Origin of the sequence: Streptomyces luteosporeus, from assembly GCF_039532865.1 — a bacterium.
Lineage (GTDB): Bacteria > Actinomycetota > Actinomycetes > Streptomycetales > Streptomycetaceae > Streptomyces > Streptomyces luteosporeus.
Genome location: NZ_BAAASL010000001.1, coordinates 197,976 through 216,936 on the forward strand (window position 1 = coordinate 197,976; position 18,961 = coordinate 216,936).

At 74.3% G+C, this 18,961-nt stretch carries 16 protein-coding genes; 6 read left to right on the forward strand and 10 right to left on the reverse strand.

Annotated features, from left to right (window positions below):
- Positions 1-34: 34 nt before the first annotated feature.
- The 3 genes from ABD361_RS00950 to thpR all read left to right on the forward strand — a co-directional run bounded on the left by ABD361_RS00950 (position 35) and on the right by thpR (position 2,660).
- The gene (locus ABD361_RS00950) at positions 35-475 is read left to right on the forward strand and encodes a MarR family winged helix-turn-helix transcriptional regulator (RefSeq protein WP_344432635.1); all 441 of its coding nucleotides are present in this window, start codon (positions 35-37) and stop codon (positions 473-475) included.
- 27 nt (positions 476-502) lie between these two features.
- The gene (locus tag ABD361_RS00955; RefSeq protein WP_344432636.1) at positions 503-1,876 is read left to right on the forward strand and encodes an MFS transporter; all 1,374 of its coding nucleotides are present in this window, start codon (positions 503-505) and stop codon (positions 1,874-1,876) included.
- Positions 1,877-2,075: 199 nt separating this feature from the next.
- Entirely contained in the window at positions 2,076-2,660 is a 585-nt protein-coding gene (gene thpR / locus ABD361_RS00960; protein WP_344432637.1) for an RNA 2',3'-cyclic phosphodiesterase, read from the forward strand.
- A gap of 128 nt (positions 2,661-2,788) precedes the next feature.
- Here thpR and ABD361_RS00965 read toward each other — a convergent pair whose 3' ends face one another.
- From ABD361_RS00965 to ABD361_RS00975, 3 genes are all read right to left on the reverse strand, one after another.
- Positions 2,789-3,763: an aldo/keto reductase gene (locus ABD361_RS00965; protein WP_344432638.1), complete on the reverse strand. Its 975-nt coding sequence runs from the start codon at positions 3,761-3,763 to the stop codon at positions 2,789-2,791.
- Between the two features lie 164 nt (positions 3,764-3,927).
- Positions 3,928-4,764: an alpha/beta fold hydrolase gene (locus ABD361_RS00970; protein ID WP_344432639.1), complete on the reverse strand. Its 837-nt coding sequence runs from the start codon at positions 4,762-4,764 to the stop codon at positions 3,928-3,930.
- Positions 4,761-5,360, reverse strand: coding sequence for a TetR/AcrR family transcriptional regulator (locus tag ABD361_RS00975; RefSeq protein ID WP_344432640.1), 600 nt, complete (start codon positions 5,358-5,360; stop codon positions 4,761-4,763). The genes ABD361_RS00970 and ABD361_RS00975 overlap by 4 nt, the downstream gene beginning before the upstream one ends.
- A 206-nt stretch (positions 5,361-5,566) precedes the next feature.
- On the opposite strand from ABD361_RS00975, the gene ABD361_RS00980 reads away from it, so the two are divergent.
- The 3 genes from ABD361_RS00980 (at position 5,567) to ABD361_RS00990 (ending at position 8,174) form a co-directional block, all read left to right on the forward strand.
- On the forward strand, positions 5,567-6,070 hold the full coding sequence (locus tag ABD361_RS00980; protein WP_344432641.1) for a hypothetical protein: 504 nt from the start codon (positions 5,567-5,569) through the stop codon (positions 6,068-6,070).
- 71 nt (positions 6,071-6,141) lie between these two features.
- On the forward strand, positions 6,142-7,368 hold the full coding sequence (locus ABD361_RS00985) for an MAB_1171c family putative transporter (protein ID WP_344432642.1): 1,227 nt from the start codon (positions 6,142-6,144) through the stop codon (positions 7,366-7,368).
- Entirely contained in the window at positions 7,365-8,174 is an 810-nt protein-coding gene (locus ABD361_RS00990) for a class I SAM-dependent methyltransferase (protein ID WP_344432643.1), read from the forward strand. The genes ABD361_RS00985 and ABD361_RS00990 overlap by 4 nt, the downstream gene beginning before the upstream one ends.
- Here the strand turns inward: ABD361_RS00990 and ABD361_RS00995 are convergent.
- The 7 genes from ABD361_RS00995 to ABD361_RS01025 all read right to left on the reverse strand — a co-directional run bounded on the left by ABD361_RS00995 (position 8,161) and on the right by ABD361_RS01025 (position 18,957).
- Positions 8,161-8,727: a peptidase inhibitor family I36 protein gene (locus ABD361_RS00995; protein ID WP_344432644.1), complete on the reverse strand. Its 567-nt coding sequence runs from the start codon at positions 8,725-8,727 to the stop codon at positions 8,161-8,163. The genes ABD361_RS00990 and ABD361_RS00995 overlap by 14 nt on opposite strands.
- A gap of 161 nt (positions 8,728-8,888) precedes the next feature.
- Complete coding sequence (locus ABD361_RS01000) at positions 8,889-9,518, reverse strand: TetR/AcrR family transcriptional regulator (RefSeq protein ID WP_344432645.1); 630 nt, start codon at positions 9,516-9,518, stop codon at positions 8,889-8,891.
- A gap of 35 nt (positions 9,519-9,553) precedes the next feature.
- Complete coding sequence (locus tag ABD361_RS01005) at positions 9,554-10,684, reverse strand: acyl-CoA dehydrogenase family protein (RefSeq protein ID WP_344432646.1); 1,131 nt, start codon at positions 10,682-10,684, stop codon at positions 9,554-9,556.
- Positions 10,681-12,696, reverse strand: coding sequence for an acetyl/propionyl/methylcrotonyl-CoA carboxylase subunit alpha (locus ABD361_RS01010; RefSeq protein ID WP_344432647.1), 2,016 nt, complete (start codon positions 12,694-12,696; stop codon positions 10,681-10,683). Before ABD361_RS01010 ends, ABD361_RS01005 begins: the two co-directional genes overlap by 4 nt.
- A gap of 16 nt (positions 12,697-12,712) precedes the next feature.
- A complete protein-coding gene (locus ABD361_RS01015; protein WP_344432648.1) occupies positions 12,713-14,311 on the reverse strand; it encodes an acyl-CoA carboxylase subunit beta in 1,599 nt (532 codons plus the stop codon).
- Positions 14,308-16,044 carry an acyclic terpene utilization AtuA family protein gene (locus ABD361_RS01020; protein WP_344432649.1) on the reverse strand — a complete coding sequence of 579 codons (1,737 nt, stop codon included), beginning with the start codon at positions 16,042-16,044 and terminating at the stop codon, positions 14,308-14,310. Before ABD361_RS01020 ends, ABD361_RS01015 begins: the two co-directional genes overlap by 4 nt.
- Before the next feature lie 48 nt (positions 16,045-16,092).
- Positions 16,093-18,957 (reverse strand): FAD-binding and (Fe-S)-binding domain-containing protein, encoded by a 2,865-nt coding sequence (locus ABD361_RS01025; protein ID WP_344432650.1) that lies wholly within the window; start codon positions 18,955-18,957, stop codon positions 16,093-16,095.
- Between the last annotated feature and the right edge of the window lie 4 nt (positions 18,958-18,961).

Below are 18,961 nucleotides of genomic sequence, written 5' to 3' on the forward strand. Positions count from 1 at the left end.
TCATTAGCTCAGGTAATGAGTTAATCTAAAGAACATGCCGGATCTGTCCAGCAATCCCGACGACATGGCCGCCGTCAACGCACTGCGGTCCGGAGTCATGCGCATGTCGCGCAGGCTCAAGCACCAGCGGGTGGACGAGTCGCTGAGCCCCACCGAGATGTCGGTGCTCGGCACGCTCGCCCGCTGCGGCTCCGCCACCCCGGGCGAGCTCGCCCGCAAGGAGCACGTCCAGCCGCCGTCGATGACCCGCATCGTGGCGCTGCTGGAGAGCAAGGGACTGGTCAGGCTCGAACCGCACCCCGAGGACCGCCGCCAGAAGGTGGTCCGCCAGACGGAGCGGGCCGAGGCCATGCTCGAGGAGAGCCGGCGCAAGCGCAACGCCTGGCTGGCCGACCTGGCCGGGCAACTGGACGAGGACGAGTGGGCGACGCTGCGCGCCGCCGCGCCCGTGCTGGAGAAGCTCGCGCACCTGTAAGGACGCACAGAAGGAGGCGAACCCATCTTGAGTTCGGGAACCGGAGCAGACTCCGCACCCGCACCGAACCGCCACCACGACGACACCCGCACCACCTCCCTGCCGCGCACGCGGTCCAAGGGAAGCACCTTCAGCTCACTGCGGAACCGCAACTACCGCCTCTTCGCCGCCGGCCAGGTCGTCTCCAACACCGGCACCTGGATGCAGCGCATCGCCCAGGACTGGCTGGTCCTCGGCCTCACGGGCTCCTCCGCCGCCGTCGGCATCACCACGGCGATGCAGTTCCTGCCCCTGCTGTTCCTCGGCCTGTACGGCGGCGTGATCGCCGACCGGCTCCCCAAGCGCAGGCTGCTGCTGGTCACCCAGGCCGCCATGGGCACGACCGGGCTCTTCCTGGCCGTGCTCACCCTCACCGGCCAGGTCCGGGTCTGGCACGTCTACCTCACCGCCCTGGTGCTCGGCATCGTCACCGTCGTCGACAACCCCGCCCGGCAGGCCTTCGTCGTCGAGATGGTCGGCCCGGCCGACCTGCGCAACGCCGTCAGCCTGAACTCCGCCAACTTCCAGACCGCCCGCCTGGTCGGCCCCGCCGTCGCCGGCGTGCTGATCACCGCGGTCGGCAGCGGCTGGGCGTTCCTGCTCAACGGGCTCTCCTTCGCCGCGCCGATCGCCGGCCTGCTGCTGATGCGTACGAGCGAGCTGCACAAGGTCGACCGCGCCCCGCGCGGCAAGGGCCAGATGCGCGAGGGCCTGGCCTACGTCGCCGGGCGCCCCGAGCTGATCTGGCCGATCGTGCTCGTCGGCTTCATCGGCACCTTCGGCTTCAACTTCCCCATCTGGCTCACGGCCTACGTCAACGACGTCTTCCACTCCGACGCCAGCACGTACGGCCTGCTCAACACCCTCATGGCCACGGGCTCCCTCGCCGGCGCCCTGCTGGCCGCCCGCCGCGGCAGCTCCCGCATGCGGCTGCTCGTCGGCGCCGCGGCCGCCTTCGGCCTGCTGGAGGTCGCCGCCGCGCTCGCCCCCTCCTTCTGGGCCTTCGCGCTGCTGCTGGTCCCGATCGGCATGTGCGGCCTGACGATCAACGTCACCGCCAACTCGGGGCTGCAGATGGCCTCCGACCCCGCCCTGCGGGGCCGGGTGATGAGCCTGTTCCTGATGGTCTTCATGGGCGGTACGCCCCTGGGCGCCCCCCTGGTCGGCTGGATCACCGACACCTACGGCCCCCGCACCGGCTTCGTCGCCGGCGGCGCCGTCTCCGCCCTCGCGGCGGCCGGCGTCGGCCTCGCCCTGGCCCGCGCGGGCGGCCTCCGCCTGAAGATCGACCTGCGCCCGGGCCGCCCGCACGTGGCGTTCGTGCCGCGCCAGCGGCAGCCCGAGGCGACGGTGGCGGCGTAGGGAGCGCCCCGCCCCGTAGGGGCGCGGGGAACTGCGCGCCAAGCCACGACGCGCCCGCAGACGAAGCACGGCACTCCGTCTGCGGGCGCGTCGTGGCTTGGCGCGCCCACGCGGCGGCAGCCGCAGATCGACACTGCCCCGCGCCCCTACGGGGCGCCGTGGTCCCCCTCCGGGGAAACTTCCGGGGGAGACTGGAGCCATGCGACTGTTCGCAGCAGTGGTCCCGCCCGCCCCGGCCGTCGACGAACTCGCCGCCGAAGTGGCGCAGCTGCGCGCCGCGCTCCCCGAACGGGGGCGCGGCCGGCTGCGCTGGACCGAGCCGCCCCTGTGGCACTTCACCCTCGCCTTCCTCGGCGAGGTCGACGAGGCCCTGCTGCCGGACCTGGACGAGCGCCTCTCCCGCGCCGCCCACCGGCACCCCGTGCACGAGCTGCGGTTCGACGGCGGGGGCCGGTTCGGCGACCGCGTCCTGTGGGTCGGCGCCACCGGCTCCGTGGCGACCCTGGGCGCCCTGGCCCGCTCCACCGTCGCCGGCGCCCGGCGGGCCGGGGTGCGCCTGGAAGGGGTCAAGCCGTTCCGCCCGCACCTCACCCTCGCCCGCACCACCGGGCACGTGGACCTGCGGCCGTACGCGCAGGAGCTCGCCGACTTCCACGGCCGCAAGTGGTGGGTCGAGCGACTGGAACTCGTCCGCAGCCACCTGCCCGCCTCCGGCGTGGCCGGCGAGCGCCCCCGCTACGAGACGGTGGCCGCCTGGCCCCTGGGCACCAGGCGGGCCGGCTGACCGGTCCGGTTACGCTCGTGGGGTGGACCCGAAGACCAGGAACCGGATCATGACCGGTGCGCTCGCCCTCATGCTCGTCGTCGTCGCCGTGGTGGCCGCGGTGAGGTAGGCACGCGCACGCCGCCGGCTCACCAGGCGAACGCCTCGGGAGCCGGCCCCGGGCCGGGGAAGATCTCCTCAAGCGAGGTCAGCAGTTCCTCCGGCAGCACCAGGTCCACCGCCCGCAGTGCCGACTCCAGCTGCTCCGCCGTGCGCGGCCCGACGATCGGACCGGTCACCCCGGGCCGGGACAGCAGCCAGGCCAGGGCCACCTCGCCGGGCACCAGCCCGTGCTTGTCGACCACGTCCTCGTACGCCTGGACCTGCTCGCGCACCGCCGTGTTCGCCAGCGCCTGCGCGGAGCGGCCCGCGGCGGCCCCCCGCTTGATCACCCCGCCGAGCAGCCCGCCCTGCAACGGGGCCCAGGGGATCACCCCCAGGCCGTAGGCCTGCGCGGCCGGGATCACCTCCATCTCCGCCCGCCGCTCGGCCAGGTTGTACAGGCACTGCTCGCTCACCAGCCCCAGCGAGCCCCGCCGCTGGGCGGTCTCGTTGGCGCGGGCGATGTGCCAGCCGGCGTGGTTGGAGGAGCCGACGTAGAGCACCTTGCCCTGCTGGACCAGGACGTCCATCGCCTGCCAGATCTCCTCCCACGGCGTCCTGCGGTCGACGTGGTGGAACTGGTACAGGTCGATGTGGTCGGTGCGCAGCCGCCGCAGACTGCCCTCGACCGACCGCCGGATGTTCAGCGCGGACAGCCGGTCCTCGTTGGGCCACGGCTTGCCGCGCAGGTTCATCGCGCCGAACACCTTCGTCGCGACGACCACCTTCTCCCGCCGCCCGCCCCCACGCGCGAACCAGCTCCCGATGATCTCCTCGGTGCGCCCCTTGTCCTCGCCCCAGCCGTAGACATTGGCGGTGTCGAAGAAGTTCACCCCGGCGCCGAGCGCCGCCTCCATGATCGCGTGACTGTCCGCCTCGTCGGTCTCGGGCCCGAAGTTCATGGTCCCCAGCACGATCCGGCTGACCTTCAACCCGGTACGCCCCAGCTGCGTGTACTCCATGCCGCCCAGCCAACGCCCCGGAGCACCCCCGAAGCAAGGACGCCGGGAGGGGCGGTCGGGAGCGTGTCGGAGCACCCTCCGGCGGCGGTTCCGCAGTGCGGAGCTCGACCGGTCGTGGGACGTGATGCGCGGCGCCCGGCGGCAGCGCGTGCCGGCGTTCTTCCTCAGTGCGCTGTGAGGACCGCGCTCAGCTGCTCGGCGAACTCCTTCGGGTGTTCGACGGCGCCGAGGTGGCCGCCGGGGAACTCGGTCAGCGGCCGGTCGAGGAGTTCCGCGAGCCGGGCGGCCGGGCCGTACAGCGGCAGCTGGTGGCGCGATTGGCGTCCCGCCGCCGGGATCAGCTTGTCCGCCGCGGCCCGCAGCGCGGCCAGGTCCGGCGTGGAGGAGGAGAAGGGGCACAGGATGTGCTCCAGGAAGACGGGGAGGTTGGCGTGCATGCGCGGCGCCATTTCCACGATTTCGGGCGGCAGTTCCGTCGCCTGTTCCGCCGCCTCTTCCGCCGGGCGCTCGCCGAGGGCCTCGCTGAAGCGGGCCATCGCGGGGCCCGCGCCCCGGGCCCGGAACACCTCGCGGACGTCGGCGAAGAGCGCCAGGTGCGGGGCCGGGTCCTCCAGGAGGTTCAGCAGCGGCGGCTCGTGGGCGACGAGCCGGTCGATCCGCTCCGGGTGGCGGGCCAGCAGGCCGAGCGCCGTGATGGCGCCGGAGCTGCAGCCCAGGACCGAGGCAGGCTGCTCCGGGGAGAGGTGGTCGATCAACAGGCGCGCGTCGTCGGCCCATTCGTCGACCTGCTGGTCGCCGAGGGGGCCGTGCAGGCGGCTGCGCGAGAGCGGGCGCGGGTCGAAGGAGGCGACCGTGCGGGTGGTGGCCAGGGTGCGGGCCATGGCCGCGTACAGACCGGCGTCGCCCGCGCCGCCGGGTATCAGCAGGAGCAGCGGTCCGCTGCCGCGCACCTCGTAGTGCAGGGTGGCGCCGGGTGCCTCGATGGTGTTGGTCTGCGTCATTTCTCCCCCTGGTGTGAAGACGGCTGGTGCCGGGACGGCCAGTTCTCCAGGAGCTGGTGGAGGGCGTCGAGCGAGCGGGCCCACGAGTCGGCCACCGGGCGGGAGTGGCCGAAGCCGCCGCCGAGTTCGAGGTGGACGTAGCCGTGGAAGGTGCTGCGCAGCAGCCGGCCGGCGTCGGTGAGGTCGGGTTCGGTGAGGCCGTAGGCGCGCAGCATGCCGTAGGTCAGCTCGACGCTGCGCAGGAATCCGGGGGCGTCCCCGACCTCCTCCGGGGCGAGCTGTTGCTGCGTCGCGGCGTACCGGCCGGGGTGCGCGAGGGCGTAGTCGCGGTACGCGTCGGCGAAGGCGACGAGCGCTTCCTTGCCGGAGCGTCCGGCGACGGCCGCCGCGATGCGGTCGGTCATCTCGCCGGCGGCGAGCAGGGCGATCCGTACGCGCAGTTCCCGCAGGTTCTTGACGTGCGAGTACAGGCTGGCGTCCTTGACGCCGAAGTGCCGGGCGAGGGCGGAGAGGGTGACCTTCTCCAGCCCGGCCTCGTCGGCGAGGGCCGCGGCCGCGGCCGTCAGCTTCTCCGCGGTGAGTCCTGCGCGCACCATGGGTCTCTTCCCTCCCGTTCCTAGGGCTCCTAGGAAGAAACCTAACTGATCTAGGTTTGCTGCGCCAGTCGTCACTCTCCGTTGAAATGCCCTGCGCCGATGGTGCAAGATGGCGCGCCAGGGGGGTGGGGCACTGCGGTATGCGCCACGACAGACATCAGGGGACCGAATTCAGCAGATGCCCGGTTTGGGGGCATGAGATCACCGTGACCACACGACAGATCCGCAAGACGTGCGAGGCATTGGTCGACCGGTTGCACCTGCCGGTCCCGTTTTCGACGGCGGCGCTCATCGAGGAGCTCTCCGCCGTGCGCGGCCGCCCCATTCGTATTCACACGCTGCCCACGTCGCTCGCCGGAACCGCCTGTGGTCTGTGGATCGCCACCGACACCAGTGACGAGATCTACGTCGAGGAACACACGACCCAGTTCCACCGGGACCACATCATCCTCCACGAGATCGGGCACATCCTGCTGGAGCACGGCACCGCCGAAGAGGTGGACCCGCGCAGCGCGTTGGCCCAGTTGTTCCCGCACGTCAGCCCCACGCTCATCAACCGGCTCCTGGCGCGCAACAACTACACGTCGGAGCAGGAGCAGGAAGCGGAGCTCGTCGCCAGCCTCATTCACGCGGCCGCCGAGAGGCTCACGCCCTCGTCGCCGTCCGGAGTCTCCGGGGAACTGAAGGCCGCGCTCGGGATCCAGGGCTGAGCCAGGGCCGAGTCAGGACTGGGCCGGGCCCGAACAGGACCGAACGGGGCGAGGAGGACGAGGGGCGGAGCATGGACAACGCGTCTGTATACGAGCTGGGTTCGCGCGTGGAGCTGATCGGCGCGCTGTGCCTGTGGGTGGCGATCTTCCTGCGGATACCGGCAGCCCGGCACTCCCAGCAGCAGAAGAGACTGCTGATGTCGGTGGTCGGCATCGCCGGCTCGATCACCGTCTACCTCGACCCGGTCACCGCGGCCATCAACCGCAACCTCGTCTTCGCCCAGAGCTGCGGCATGTTCATGAACGCCTGGGGCGTCCTGAGCTCGGCCCTCATCCTGGACTTCACCCTCGCCGCGGTCTCCCGCCGGCGCCCCTGGCTCGTCTACGGCCTGATGGCCGCCACGGTCGCGGTGCTGGTCGCCCTCGACGAGACGGTCTCCCCGGATTCCGGCTGCGTGACCGCGCAGTACGTCCCCTGGTACAGCCCGTTCTGGTGGATCCTGATCGCCTCCCACCTCATCGGCACGATCCCCTGCGTCGTGCTGTGCGTGCGCTACGCCCGCCAGACGAAGGAGGATCGTTCCCTCAGGGCCGGACTGCTGCTGCTCGCCGGCGGGTTCACCTCCTCCACCGTCTTCTGGACGATCGTGCTGGGCTACCTCCTGGCCCGGCCCTCCTGGCTGGGCGCCCTCTTCCCGCTCAACATCGGCATCACCGCCTGGCTGATGGTCGCGGGCGTCCTGCTGCCCCTGGTCCTGACCGCGCGCCGCTGGGCCGGCGACGCCTTCGCGCTGCGCCGCCTGCGACCCCTGTGGCTGGAGCTCACGGCGGCCGTCCCGCACGTGGCCCTGGACGCACCGCGCCCCATCCTGCGCGACCTGATGGCGACACCGCGCTCGGTGCACCTGCGCCTGTACCGCCAGGTGGTGGAGATCCGCGACGCCATGCTCGCCCTGCGCGACCTGGTCACCCCCGAGACCGTCGAGCAGGCACGCCGCCACGTGCACGCGCACGGGCTGCCGGAGGCCGAGGTCGAGCCCGCCGTCGTGGCCTGCTGGCTGGGGGCCGCCCTGCGGGCGCAGGCCGACCACGTTCCGGCCCGGGCGAGCTCGCTGGCGCTCGTCAACCCCGGCGGGCACGGGCTGCAGAGCGAGGTGGCCTTCCTCAAGGACGTCGCCCGGGCCCGCGGCACCGCGCCCGTACGCGCGTTCCGGATCCCGCAGGCCGCCGCGGCGGCCCCGCCGCCCCTCCCGACCGAGCGAACGATCACGGAAACCGAGGCTTCAGAGAAATCATGAGCACCGACCGATCCGCTTCCGTCGCCGCGCGCGGCACCGGCAGGCTTGCCCGGGACTCCTCCGGGGAGCAGGGCCGCCTGGAGTCGATCCAGCGCAGCGTGGACGCCTTCACCACCGGGATCATCGAGCGGCTGCCCGTCCGGCCGGACTGGAACTGCCTGGAACTGGGCGCCGGCGCCGGCTCGATCGCGTACTGGCTCGCCGACCGCTGCCCGCAGGGCAGGGTCGTCGCCGCCGACATCGACACCCGGTACCTGGACGCGGACCGCGCCGCCAACCTGGAGGTGCAGCAGGCCGACGTCACCCGCGAGGACTACGCGCCGGGCCGCTTCGACTTCATTCACGCCCGGTTCCTGCTGTGCCACCTGCCCGAGCGGGACGAGGTCCTCGCCCGGGCGGCCGGCTGGCTCGCCCCCGGCGGCTGGCTGCTCGTCGAGGAGCCCTACCACCTGCCGGCGCAGGACTCGCCGTTCCCGGCGGTCCGCCGGATCCTGGCCGGATACCAGCAGAAGTACCGCGACCTGGGCGCCGACATGACGTGGGCGCGCGGCATCCCCGCCCTGCTCGCCGGCAGCGGCCTGCAGGACGTCTCCTTCACCGGCAACCTCGGCTGCATGGGCGGCCTGGAGAAGGACCGCTGGGCCCCGCTCATCGGCCAGGCCGGGCCCGCCCTGGTCGCGGACGGCCTCGTGGCCCAGGAGGACCTCGACGAGTTCGCGGCCCTCCTGAAGGACCCGGCCTTCCTCGACATCCCCCAGGTGACCATCTCCGCCTGGGGCCGTGCCGGGGACGTCAGCAGGGCCTGACGTACCAGATCGGGTCCCAGTTGTAGACCGCCTGCCACGACTCCGCGCCGGCCGTGACCGTGACGACGTCGTGGTTGCGGCCCAGCAGCCTGGCCTGCGTGCCCGGGGTCTGGCGGTTCCACCAGGAGCCGTTGCCGGTCCAGTTGGTCAGGCCCTGGTCCCGGCAGTAGTACAGGTTGAGCTGGTCACCGGTGTAGTACGTGCCCCGGAACATGCAGAAGTTCTCGTACGGGCAGTCGGCGAACTTCGCGTCCGCCTTCCCCAGGTCGCGCGCCTGCTTCTCGCCGGGGAGGGCGACGACCACGGTGCCGCCCTCGAACTCGACCTTGTTGGCGGCCACCTGCCGGCCGCCGAGCCGGGCGAGGTAGTCGTCGACCTTGTGCTGCAGCTCCTCGGCCCGGGAGCCGCTCAGGCCCGCGGAGGCCGCCTGGGCGGCGAAGTCCGGCCGGGCGGCGGTCGCGGCAGGGGCGGCGGAGGCGGTGCCATTTGCACCGATCAGGGAGGCGGCCAGAGCCGCGGCCGCGGCCGCCGTTGCCCATGTGCGCAGTGCCATTCGAAGATCCCCCCTCGGGGTCTCGCACCGATGCCCTCCACGCCGTCGCGGGGGACATGTGCGCCAGTGTCCTCAGGGGGGCCGGTGCGGGCCACCGGGTTCAGGGGTGTTCGAAAGCGGCTGGTCAGTGTTCGTACGGTGCCTCGGTGTTCGTACGGGCCTCAGTGTTCGTACGGCGCCGGGCGCAGGGCGTCGTCGACCAGGGCCGTCCACTGGCCGACCACACGGGAGCGCCGGGCACCGTCGTCCGTCAGCAGGTTCGCCAGGCCCAGGCCGCGCGCCATGTCCAGAAAGCCCTGCACGGTCTCGCGCACCCCCGGCCGGGCCTCGTCCGCGCCCAGCAGTTCCACGGCCATGCGGTGCACGTCCCGGCCCACGCGCGCCTCCAGCGCCACGACCCGTTCCCGCAGCGGCTCCTCGTAGGCGGCCGCCACCCACAGCTGCAGGGCCGCGCGGAACAGGGGGCCGGTGAACAGCCCGACGAGCGCGTCCAGCACGGCGTACGTCCGCGCCGGCCCCACGATCATCCGCGCCGGGGACAACAGGGTGCGCAACGCCGCCGAGCGCTCCTCCGCCACGTACTCCACCGCCGCCGTGAACAGGTCCTCGCGGGTGGGGAAGTGGTGCTGCGCGGCGCCGCGGGAGACCCCGGCCCGCTCGGCCACCACCCCCACGGTCGAACCCGCCCAGCCACGCTCGGCCAGGCAGGCCACGGCCGCCTCCAGCAGCCGGCGGCGCGTGGCCCGGCTGCGGTCCTGCTTGGGGACGGGAGTGCTTCCGGCCGTTCTCATGCGTGCGTGCACCTTCGCCTTTCACCCTGTGCGGATCAGTACGACTTCGGCAGGCCCAGCGTCCGGTGGGAGACGTAGTTGAGGATCATCTCCCGGCTCACCGGTGCCACACGCGTCACCCGCGCCGCCGTGATCAGCGAGGCCAGCCCGTACTCGGTGCTCAGCCCGTTGCCCCCGAGGGTGTGCACCGCCCGGTCCACCGCCCGCACCGCCGCCTCCGCGGCCGCGTACTTGGCCATGTTCGCCGCCTCGCCCGCACCGGCGTCGTCCCCCGCGTCGTACAGGCCCGCCGCCTTGTACAGCATCAGCCGGGCCAGCTCGATCTCGATGTGCGACTGCGCCAGCGGATGCGCGACCGCCTGGTGCGCGCCGATCGGCACGTCCCACACCTGCCGCGTCCGGGCGTACGCGACGGCCCGCCCGATCGCGTACCGCCCCATCCCCGTCGCGAACGCCGCCGTCATGATGCGCTCGGGATTCAGACCCGCGAAGAGCTGCTGCAGGCCGGCGTCCTCCTCGCCGACCAGCGCGTCCGCCGGCAGCCGCACCTCGTCCAGCACCAGCTCGAACTGCTTCTCCGGCGACGCCACTTCCATGGGAATGCGGCGGTACGTGAAGCCCGGCGCGTCGCGCGGCACGACGAACAGCGCGGGCCGCAGCCGCCCCGTACGAGCTTCCTCCGTACGGCCCACGACGAGCGTGGCGTCGGCGGTGTCCACGCCCGAGATGAACACCTTGCGGCCGGTCAGGAGCCAGTCGCCGCTGCCGTCGGCGGCGCGGCGGGCGGTCGTCGCCAGACGGTGCGCGTTCGAGCCCGCGTCGGGCTCGGTGATCCCGAACGCCATCCTCGCCGTGCCCGCCGCCAGCCCCGGCAACCAGGCGCGCTTCTGCACCCCGGTGCCAAAGCGGGCGATGACCGTGCCGCAGATGGCCGGCGAGACCACGAGGAGCAGGAGCGGGCGGCCCGCGGTGGCCAGCTCCTCCAGGACGACGGCCAGTTCGGTGATGCCGGCGCCCCCGCCGCCGTACTCGGCGGGCAGGTTCACCCCCAGGTAGCCGAGCTTGCCGGCCTCCGCCCACAACTCGTCGGCGTCCGGGCCGCAGCGTGCGGCCAGGGCCGCCACCGCGGAACGCAGTTCCTGGTGCTCGTGCGCGTCGGTGCTCATGGCTCGTCCTCCTGAACCACTGCCAGTAGGTGCCCGGTCTCCACCTGCCGGCCCGGTGCCACGTGCAGCTCCGTGACGACGCCGGTGGCCGGGGCCGTGACGCGGTGCTCCATCTTCATCGCCTCCAGCCACAGCAGGGGCTGGCCCGCGCGTACGGTGGCGCCGACGGTGACGCCGTCCGCGAGCCGGACGACCGTGCCGGGCATGGGGGCCCGCAGCGAGCCGGGTACGGCCGGTGCGGTGGTGGGATCGGCGAAACGGGGCAGCGCGGTGAACGTGAACCGGCCCACGTGGACGCGGCCGTCGCCGTACGCGGCGACCGGGTACGCGCGCGCGACGCCGTCGGAGGTCTCCAGGACGACGCGGGTCGCGGCGGCGGAGACGACGCGGACGCCGGGGAAGTCGTGGGGGCGCGGTGCGCCGTGCCGGGCGTGCCAGTACGCGACCTCGACCTCGCCGCCGTCGGGCTCACAGCGGTACCGCTTGCGCTGCGGGTGCGCGGGAACGTTGCGCCAGGCGCCCGGCGCTGCGGCCGCCTCGGCGAGCGCGGCGGCGAGGGCTGCCAGGCGAGCCCCGTCGGGGTCGGGGCGGGTCAGCGCGGGCAGCTCCCGCTCCAGGAACCCGGTGTCCGGGGGACCGGCGGCGAAGACGCCGTGCCGCAGCACGCCGACCAGCAGATCGCGATTGGTGACCGGCCCGTGGAACTCGGCGCGCTCCAGCGCGTGCGCGAGCAGCCGCACGGCGGCGGGGCGGGTGGGGGCGTGGGCGACGACCTTGGCGATGAGCGGGTCGTAGTGCGCGGTGACGAGGTCGCCGGCGGCGTAGCCGGCGTCGATGCGGAGGCCACCCCGCCGGTTTGTGGGCAATCGTTCCGCTGGGGGTCCCCCCAGCGGTAGCTGGGGGAGGGACGGGTGGGCACAAACCGGCCCACCGGGCGGTACCGCCCCCGGGTCCACCCACAGGCGCCGCACGCGCCCCGTCTGCGGCGCGAACCCGCGCCCCGGCGCCTCCGCATAGACGCGCGCCTCCACCGCATGCCCGCGAGGGCCCGGCACGGCGTCCGGCAGCGCCCCGCCCTCCGCCACGTGGATCTGCAGGGCCACCAGGTCGACCCCGTACACCGCTTCCGTCACCGCGTGCTCCACCTGCAGCCGCGTGTTCATCTCCAGAAACACGGGCTCCGCCCGCTCCGCCGGCCCCGGCCGCAGCAGGAACTCCACCGTCCCCGCCCCCACGTACGCGATCGCCCGCGCCGCCGCCTCCGCCGCCCGGCGCAGGGCGGCCTCGACGGCCGCGTCGAGTCCGGGCGCCGGCGCCTCCTCGATCACCTTCTGGTGGCGGCGCTGGACGGAGCAGTCGCGGGTGCCCAGCGTCCACACGGTGCCGTGGGTGTCGGCCAGGATCTGGACCTCCACGTGCCGGGCGCCCTCCAGGTACGGCTCGGCGAAGACCTCGTCGTCGCCGAAGGCGGCCGCCGCTTCGGCGCGCGCGGAGGCGAGTTCGGCGGGGAGATCCGGCAGCCGGCGGACGATGCGCATGCCGCGTCCGCCTCCGCCCGCCGCCGCCTTGAGCAGCAGCGGCAGGTCGGCCGCGGTGACCGCCGCGAGATCGACGGGTGCCGGCAGCGGCACGCCCGCCTGCGCCATGAGGCGTTTGGCGCGCGTCTTGGAGGCCATGGCCTCGATGGCTTCCGGGGGCGGCCCGATCCACACCAGCCCGGCCTCGACGACGGCCCGCGCGAAGCCGGCGTCCTCGGAGAGGAACCCGTACCCGGGGTGCACGGCGTCGGCCCCGGCCGCGCGGGCGGCGCGGACGAGCAGGTCGCCGCGCAGGTACGTGTCGGCGGGCGCCGCGCCCGGCAGTCGTACGGCGGCGTCGGCCTGGCGTACGTGCAGGGCGCCGGCGTCGGGGTCGGAGTGCACGGCCACGGTCGCGATGCCGAGCTCCCGGCAGGTGCGGAAGACGCGGACGGCGATCTCGCCGCGGTTGGCGACCAGTACGCAACCGATCACTGCCACTCCTCACCTCTCACATCCGGAAGACGCCGAAGCCGCCGCGCACGCCGCGTACGGGCGCGTTGTGCACGGCGGACAGGCACAGGCCCAGCACCGTGCGGGTGTCGCGGGGGTCGATGACCCCGTCGTCGTACAGCCGGCCGGAGAGGAACATGGGCAGGGACTCGGCTTCGATCTGCTGCTCGACCATGGCGCGCAGGGTGGCGTCGGCGTCCTCGTCGTACGTCCGTCCCTTGGCCTCGGCGGAGGCGCGGGCGACGAGGGAGAGCACGCCGGCGAGCTGCTGCGGGCCCATGACGGCCGACTTGGCGCTCGGCCAGGTGAACAGGAAGCGCGGGTCGAAGGCGCGCCCGCACATGCCGTAGTGGCCGGCGCCGTAGGAGGCGCCGAGGAGGACGGACAGGTGCGGCACGGTGGAGTTGGCCACGGCGTTGATCATCATGGCGCCGTGTTTGACGATGCCGCCCTGCTCGTAGTCCCGGCCGACCATGTAGCCGGTGGTGTTGTGCAGGAAGACCAGGGGGATGTCGCGCTGGTTGGCGAGCTGGACGAACTGCGCGGCCTTCTGCGACTCGGCGCTGAACAGGACGCCCCGGGCGTTGGCGAGGACGCCGACGGGGTACCCGTGCAGCCGGGCCCAGCCGGTGACGAGGCTGGGCCCGTACAGCGGCTTGAACTCGTCGAAGTCGGAGCCGTCGACGATGCGGGCGAGGACCTCGCGCGGGTCGAAGGGCGCCTTGAGGTCGCCGGGGACGATGCCGAGCAGGTCCTCCGCGTCGTGCAGCGGCGGGTCGAAGGCCGCCGGGGCGGCGTGCGCCCTGCGGTGGTTCAGGCGGGCGACGACGCGCCGTGCCTGGCGCAGGGCGTCGGCCTCGTCGACGGCGAAGTGGTCGGCGAGGCCGGAGACGCGGGCGTGCATCTCGGCGCCTCCGAGGGACTCGTCGTCGCTCTCCTCGCCGGTGGCCATGCGCACGAGCGGCGGGCCGCCGAGGAAGACCTTGGCCTGTTCCTTCACCATGACCACGTGGTCGGACATGCCGGGCACGTACGCGCCGCCGGCCGTGGAGTTGCCGAGGACGACGGTCACGGTGGGGATGCCGGCGGCGGAGAGCCGGGTCAGGTCGCGGAAGAGGGCGCCGCCGGGGATGAAGACGTCCTTCTGACTGGGCAGATCGGCGCCGCCGGACTCGACGAGCGAGATCAGCGGCAGCCGGTTGGCGAGGGCGATCTCGTTGGCGCGCAGGGCCTTCTTCAGCGTCCAGGGGTTGCTGGCGCCGCCGCGGACGGTGGGGTCGTTGGCGGTGACCACGCACTCGGTGCCCTCGACGACGCCGATGCCGGTGACGAGGGAGGCGCCGACGGCGTGGTCGGTGCCCCAGGCGGCCAGCGGGGAGAGTTCGAGGAAGGGCGTGTCGGGGTCGACGAGCAGCTCCACGCGCTCGCGGGCGGTGAGCCGGCCGCGGGCGCGGTGCCGGGCGGTGTACTTCTCGCCGCCGCCCGCGACGGCCCGTGCGTGTGCGGCCTCGACCTCGGCGAGCCGCTCCAGCATGGCGGAACGGTTCTGCGCGCAGGCGGGCGACGCCGGGTCGAGGGCGGGGACGAGAACGGTCACAGCGGCCCCTCCGCTCGCGCCAGCAGACCGACGGGGATGTCGACGTGCCGGGAGCGCAGCCACTCGCCGACGGCCTTGGCCTGGGGGTCGAAGCGGGCCTGGGAGGCGGCGCCCTCCCCGAGCAGGCCGTCGACGACGAAGTTCAGGGCGCGCAGGCGCGGCAGGACGTGCCGTTCGACGGTGAAGCCGACCGTCTCCGGCAGCAGTTCGCGGAAGCGCTCCACGGTCAGTTCGTGGGCGAGCCAGCGCCAGGCCGCCTCGTCGCGCACCCAGACGCCGACGTTCGCGCTGCCGCCCTTGTCGCCGCTGCGGGCCCCCGCCACCAGCCCCAGCGGCGCCCGGCGCACCGGGCCGGGCGGCAGCGGGTCGGGCAGCAGCACCCGGGGCCGGCCCGTGGCCGCGCCCCGCCCGCCGCTGCGGCGCGGGGGCGGCAGGACGGGCACGCGGGTGCCGTCCGGCAGGACGGCGGTGTGCCGCACGTCCTCGGGCGCCATGGACGCCGCCTCGAACACCCCGTAGGGCGTGCCCTTCCCGGGCGGCGCGGCCAGGTGGAAGCCGGGGTAGCTGGCCAGGGCCAGCTCCACGCAGGCCGCGTGCACGGCCCGGCCGGTGTCCGGGTCGCCGTCGCGCACCACCAGGCGCAGCAGCGCGCCGGCCTCCTCCTGCACCGGGGCGTCGGGCCGGTCCGTACGGGCCAGGGACCAGCGCACCTCGGCGGGGCGGCGGGCGGTGAGCACCCCGTCGAGCTGGGCGCGCACCAGGCGGGCCTTGGCCTCGACGTCGAGGCCGGTCAGGACGAAGACGACCTCCGTGCGGTGGCCGCCCATGCGGGTCAGGCCCACCTTGAGGTCGTTCGGGGGGAGTTCGCCGCGCACTCCGTCGATGCGCACCCGGTCGGGGCCGTCGGCGGTCAGCCGGACGGTGTCGAGGCGGGCGGTGACGTCCGGCCCGGGGTAGCGGGCGCCGGCGGTCTCGTACAGCAGCTGGGCGGTGACCGTGGAGACGGTGACGGCGCCGCCGGTGCCGGGGTGCTTGGTGATGACGGCGGAGCCGTCGGGGTGGATCTCGGCCAGCGGGAAGCCGGGCCGGCGCACGTCGTGCTCGCCGAAGAAGGCGTAGTTGCCGCCGGTGGCCTGGGCCCCGCACTCCAGGACGTGCCCGGCGACGACCGCGCCGGCCAGCGGGTCGAGGTCGTCGGCGCTCCAGCCGAAGTGGGCGGCGGCCGGGCCGGAGACGAGGGCGGCGTCGGTGACGCGGCCGGTGACCACGACGTCGGCGCCGGCGCGCAGGCACTCGGCGATGCCTGCGCCGCCGAGGTAGGCGTTGGCGGTCAGCACACCGCTTCCCCAGTCGCGGTCGCGCAGCACGTCGTCGCCGGTGACGTACGCGACGCGGGCGGGGACGCCGAGGCGGTCGGCGAGGGCGGTGATGCGCGCGGCGAGGCCGGCGGGGTTGAGGCCGCCGGCGTTGGTGACGAGCTTGACGCCGTGGTCGACCGCCAGGCCCAGGCCCTCCTCCAGCTGGGCGAGGTAGGTGCGGGCCCAGCCGGCGGAGGGGTCCTTCAGCCGGTCGCGGCCGAGGATCAGCGTGGTCAGCTCGGCGAGGTAGTCACCCGTCAGGACGTCCAGGGGGCCGCCGGTGAGCATCTCGCGCAGGGCGTCGAAGCGGTCGCCGTAGAAGCCGGAGGCGTTGCCGACGCGGAGGACGGGAGCGGCGGGGCGGGCGGAGGGCATGGCACGGGAGGGTGACAGCGGGCCCGGAAACAAGCAAGCGTGCTTGTGTCATTTTCGGCCGGTCCCACCAGCGCTCTTCAGGGCCTCGGACAGGACCTCGGCCAGGTGTTGCCCCTGAACACCGGCGAGTTGGGCGAGCTGCGTGCGACAAGAGAAGCCGTCGGCGAGGACGGCCGTGCCGTTCGGCGCCCGGCGCACGGACGGCAGCAGCTGCTCCTCGGCGCAGGCGACGGAGACGTCGAAGTGCCCCTTCTCGAAACCGAAGTTGCCCGCCAGCCCGCAGCAGCCGCCGCTGAGCTCGCCGGTGAGCCCGGCGCGCCGGCGCAGCTCGCGCTCGGCGGCGTCGCCGAGGACGGCGTGCTGGTGGCAGTGGGTCTGGCCGGCGACGGGCCGGTCCACGCGGGGCGGCTGCCAGTCGCGTTCGACAAGTACTTGCGCGAAGGTACGGACGCCAGCCGCCAGTTGCGCGGCCCGCGGGTCGTCGGGGAGCAGCTGCGGCAGGTCGGCGCGCAGGGCGGCCGTGCAGCTCGGTTCGAGCCCGACGACGGGCAGCCCCGCGGCGAGCGCCGGGGCCAGCACGTCCAGGGTGCGGCGGGCGACGGCCCGGGCACGGGTGAGCTGGCCCGTGGAGATCCACGTCAGGCCGCAGCACACCGGCCGGGGCGGTACGAGCACGCGCAGGCCGGCGTCCTCCAGCACGGCCACGGCGGCGCGGCCGACAGCGGGGGAGAAGTGGGTGGTGAAGGTGTCCGGCCACAGCACGACGGCCGGGCGGCCCGTACGCCCCTGACCCGCCGCGTTGCCGCCGCGCGCCCGCCACCAGCGGGTGAACGGCTCGCGGGCCGGCACCGGCAGGTCCCGCCGGGCGTCGACGCCCGCCAGGCGCTTGGCCACGGCCGCCAGCGGGGGCAGCCGGGCCGGGCCGCCGAGCAGCGCTCCGGCGCGCAGCGCGGCGGCCGCGCGGAGCCATACCGGCAGCCAGCCCATCGCGTAGTGCGCGGCCGGGCGGAGCCGGCCGGCGTAGTGGTGGTGCAGGAACTCCGCCTTGTACGTGGCCATGTCGACGCCCACCGGGCAGTCGCTGCGGCAGCCCTTGCAGGCCAGGCACAGATCGAGCGCCTCGTGGACCTCCGGCGAGCGCCAGCCGTCCGTGACCACCTCCCCGGCCAGCATCTCGTGCAGCAGCCGCGCCCGGCCCCGCGTCGAGTGCTGCTCCTGCCCGGTGACCCGGTACGACGGGCACATCACGCCGTCACCGTTGCCGTCGCTGTCGCCGTCGCCCGCCGACGTCTGCCGGCACTTGGCGACGCCGACGCAGCGCCGTACGGCCACCGCGAAGTCGCCCCGGTCGTCGGGATAGGCGAACTCCACGTCCACGGGCCGCCGCGGCAGGACGGCGAAGCGCAGGTTCCGGTCCAGGCGGTAGGGGCGCACGAGCATGCCCGGGTTGAGGCCGCCCGCCGGGTCCCACAGGTCCTTGAAGCGCTCGAAGAGCCGCACCACGTCGTCGCCGTACATCCGGGGCAGCAGCTCCGCCCGCGCCTGGCCGTCGCCGTGCTCGCCGGAGAGCGAGCCACCGTGGGAGACGACCAGGTCGGCCATGTCGCGGGAGAACTCCCGGTAGCGGCGCACCCCTTCGGCGCTGGTCAGGTCGGTGCTCAGGCGCACGTGCACACACCCCTCGCCGAAGTGGCCGAAGGGCGCGCCCCGCAGGCCGTACGCCGCCAGCAGGGCCCGGAAGTCGCGCAGGTACGCACCCAGGCGCTGCGGCGGCACCGCGCAGTCCTCCCAGCCGGGCCACGCCTCGCCGCCGTCGGGCAGCCGGGTCGCGGTGCCCGCCGCGTCCTCCCGTACGCGCCACAGGGCCCGCTGCCCGGCGGTGTCGGCGACCAGGGCGTGGCCGCCGGCACCGGCGACCCGGCGCAGCTCCTCGGCGCGGGCGGCCGCCTCTGCGGTGCTCGCGCCGCCGGCCTCCACGAACAGCCAGGCGCCGCCCGGCGGCAGCAGCGCGGCGGCCGGGCCTGCCACGAGGTCGGCGGCCATGCCCTCCACGGTCAGCGGGGCCAGGGGCAGCAGCGCCCGGGCCGCGTCGGCCGCGGTGCTCTCGTCCGGGTAGCCGAGCACGAGCAGGACGCGGGCGGCCGGCACCTCCACCAGGCGCACCGTCGCCCGCGTGAGGACGCCGAGGGTGCCCTCGCTGCCGGTGAAGGCCCGCGTCAGGTCCCGGCCGCGCTCGGGCAGCAGCGCGTCGAGGGCGTAGCCGGACATGCGCCGGGGCAGCGCGGGGAAACCGGTGCGCAGCAGCGCCAAGTGGCCCTCCACCAGGGCCGTCACGCCCTCGGCGAGGTCCGCCGGCAACCCGTCGGGGCCGGCGCCGCGGGTGAGGCGGGCCGATCGGCCGTCGTACGTGAGGACGTCCAGTGCCCGCACGTTGTCGGCGGTCGTGCCCCAGGCCACCGTGTGGGAGCCGCACGCGTTGTTGCCGATCATCCCGCCGAGCGTGCAGCGGCCGTGCGTCGACGGGTCCGGGCCGAACGTCAGCCCGTGCGGCGCGGCCGCCTCCCGCAGCCGGTCCAGGACCACGCCCGGCTGCACGACGGCCGTCCGGGTGGCGGGGTCGACGTCCACGATGCGGTGCATGTGGCGGGTGAAGTCCAGCACGACGCCCTCGCCCGTGGCCTGCCCCGCCACCGACGTCCCGCCCCCGCGCGCCACCACCGGCACGCCGTGCTCCCGGCACACGGCGAGCGCCGCCGCCACGTCCTCCGCGTCCCGCGGGGCGACGACCCCGGCCGGGACCCGGCGGTAGTTGGAGGCGTCCATGGTCACCAGGGCGCGGCCGGAGGCGGAGAAGTCCACTTCCCCCTGCACGGCCGCGCGCAGGGCCTGCTGCAGTTCCCGAATCACAGCCATACGG

Bases quoted from the DNA above. Each gene is read 5' to 3' on its own strand.
- ABD361_RS01025 (WP_344432650.1), bottom strand. From the start codon at position 18,957: ATGGCTGTGATTCGGGAACTGCAGCAGGCCCTGCGCGCGGCCGTGCAG.
- ABD361_RS00985 (WP_344432642.1), top strand. From the start codon at position 6,142: ATGGACAACGCGTCTGTATACGAGCTGGGTTCGCGCGTGGAGCTGATC.
- ABD361_RS00990 (WP_344432643.1), top strand. From the start codon at position 7,365: ATGAGCACCGACCGATCCGCTTCCGTCGCCGCGCGCGGCACCGGCAGG.
- ABD361_RS00965 (WP_344432638.1), bottom strand. From the start codon at position 3,763: ATGGAGTACACGCAGCTGGGGCGTACCGGGTTGAAGGTCAGCCGGATC.
- thpR (WP_344432637.1), top strand. From the start codon at position 2,076: ATGCGACTGTTCGCAGCAGTGGTCCCGCCCGCCCCGGCCGTCGACGAA.
- ABD361_RS00975 (WP_344432640.1), bottom strand. From the start codon at position 5,360: ATGGTGCGCGCAGGACTCACCGCGGAGAAGCTGACGGCCGCGGCCGCG.
- ABD361_RS00970 (WP_344432639.1), bottom strand. From the start codon at position 4,764: ATGACGCAGACCAACACCATCGAGGCACCCGGCGCCACCCTGCACTAC.
- ABD361_RS00995 (WP_344432644.1), bottom strand. From the start codon at position 8,727: ATGGCACTGCGCACATGGGCAACGGCGGCCGCGGCCGCGGCTCTGGCC.
- ABD361_RS01020 (WP_344432649.1), bottom strand. From the start codon at position 16,044: ATGCCCTCCGCCCGCCCCGCCGCTCCCGTCCTCCGCGTCGGCAACGCC.
- ABD361_RS01000 (WP_344432645.1), bottom strand. From the start codon at position 9,518: ATGAGAACGGCCGGAAGCACTCCCGTCCCCAAGCAGGACCGCAGCCGG.
- ABD361_RS00950 (WP_344432635.1), top strand. From the start codon at position 35: ATGCCGGATCTGTCCAGCAATCCCGACGACATGGCCGCCGTCAACGCA.
- ABD361_RS01005 (WP_344432646.1), bottom strand. From the start codon at position 10,684: ATGAGCACCGACGCGCACGAGCACCAGGAACTGCGTTCCGCGGTGGCG.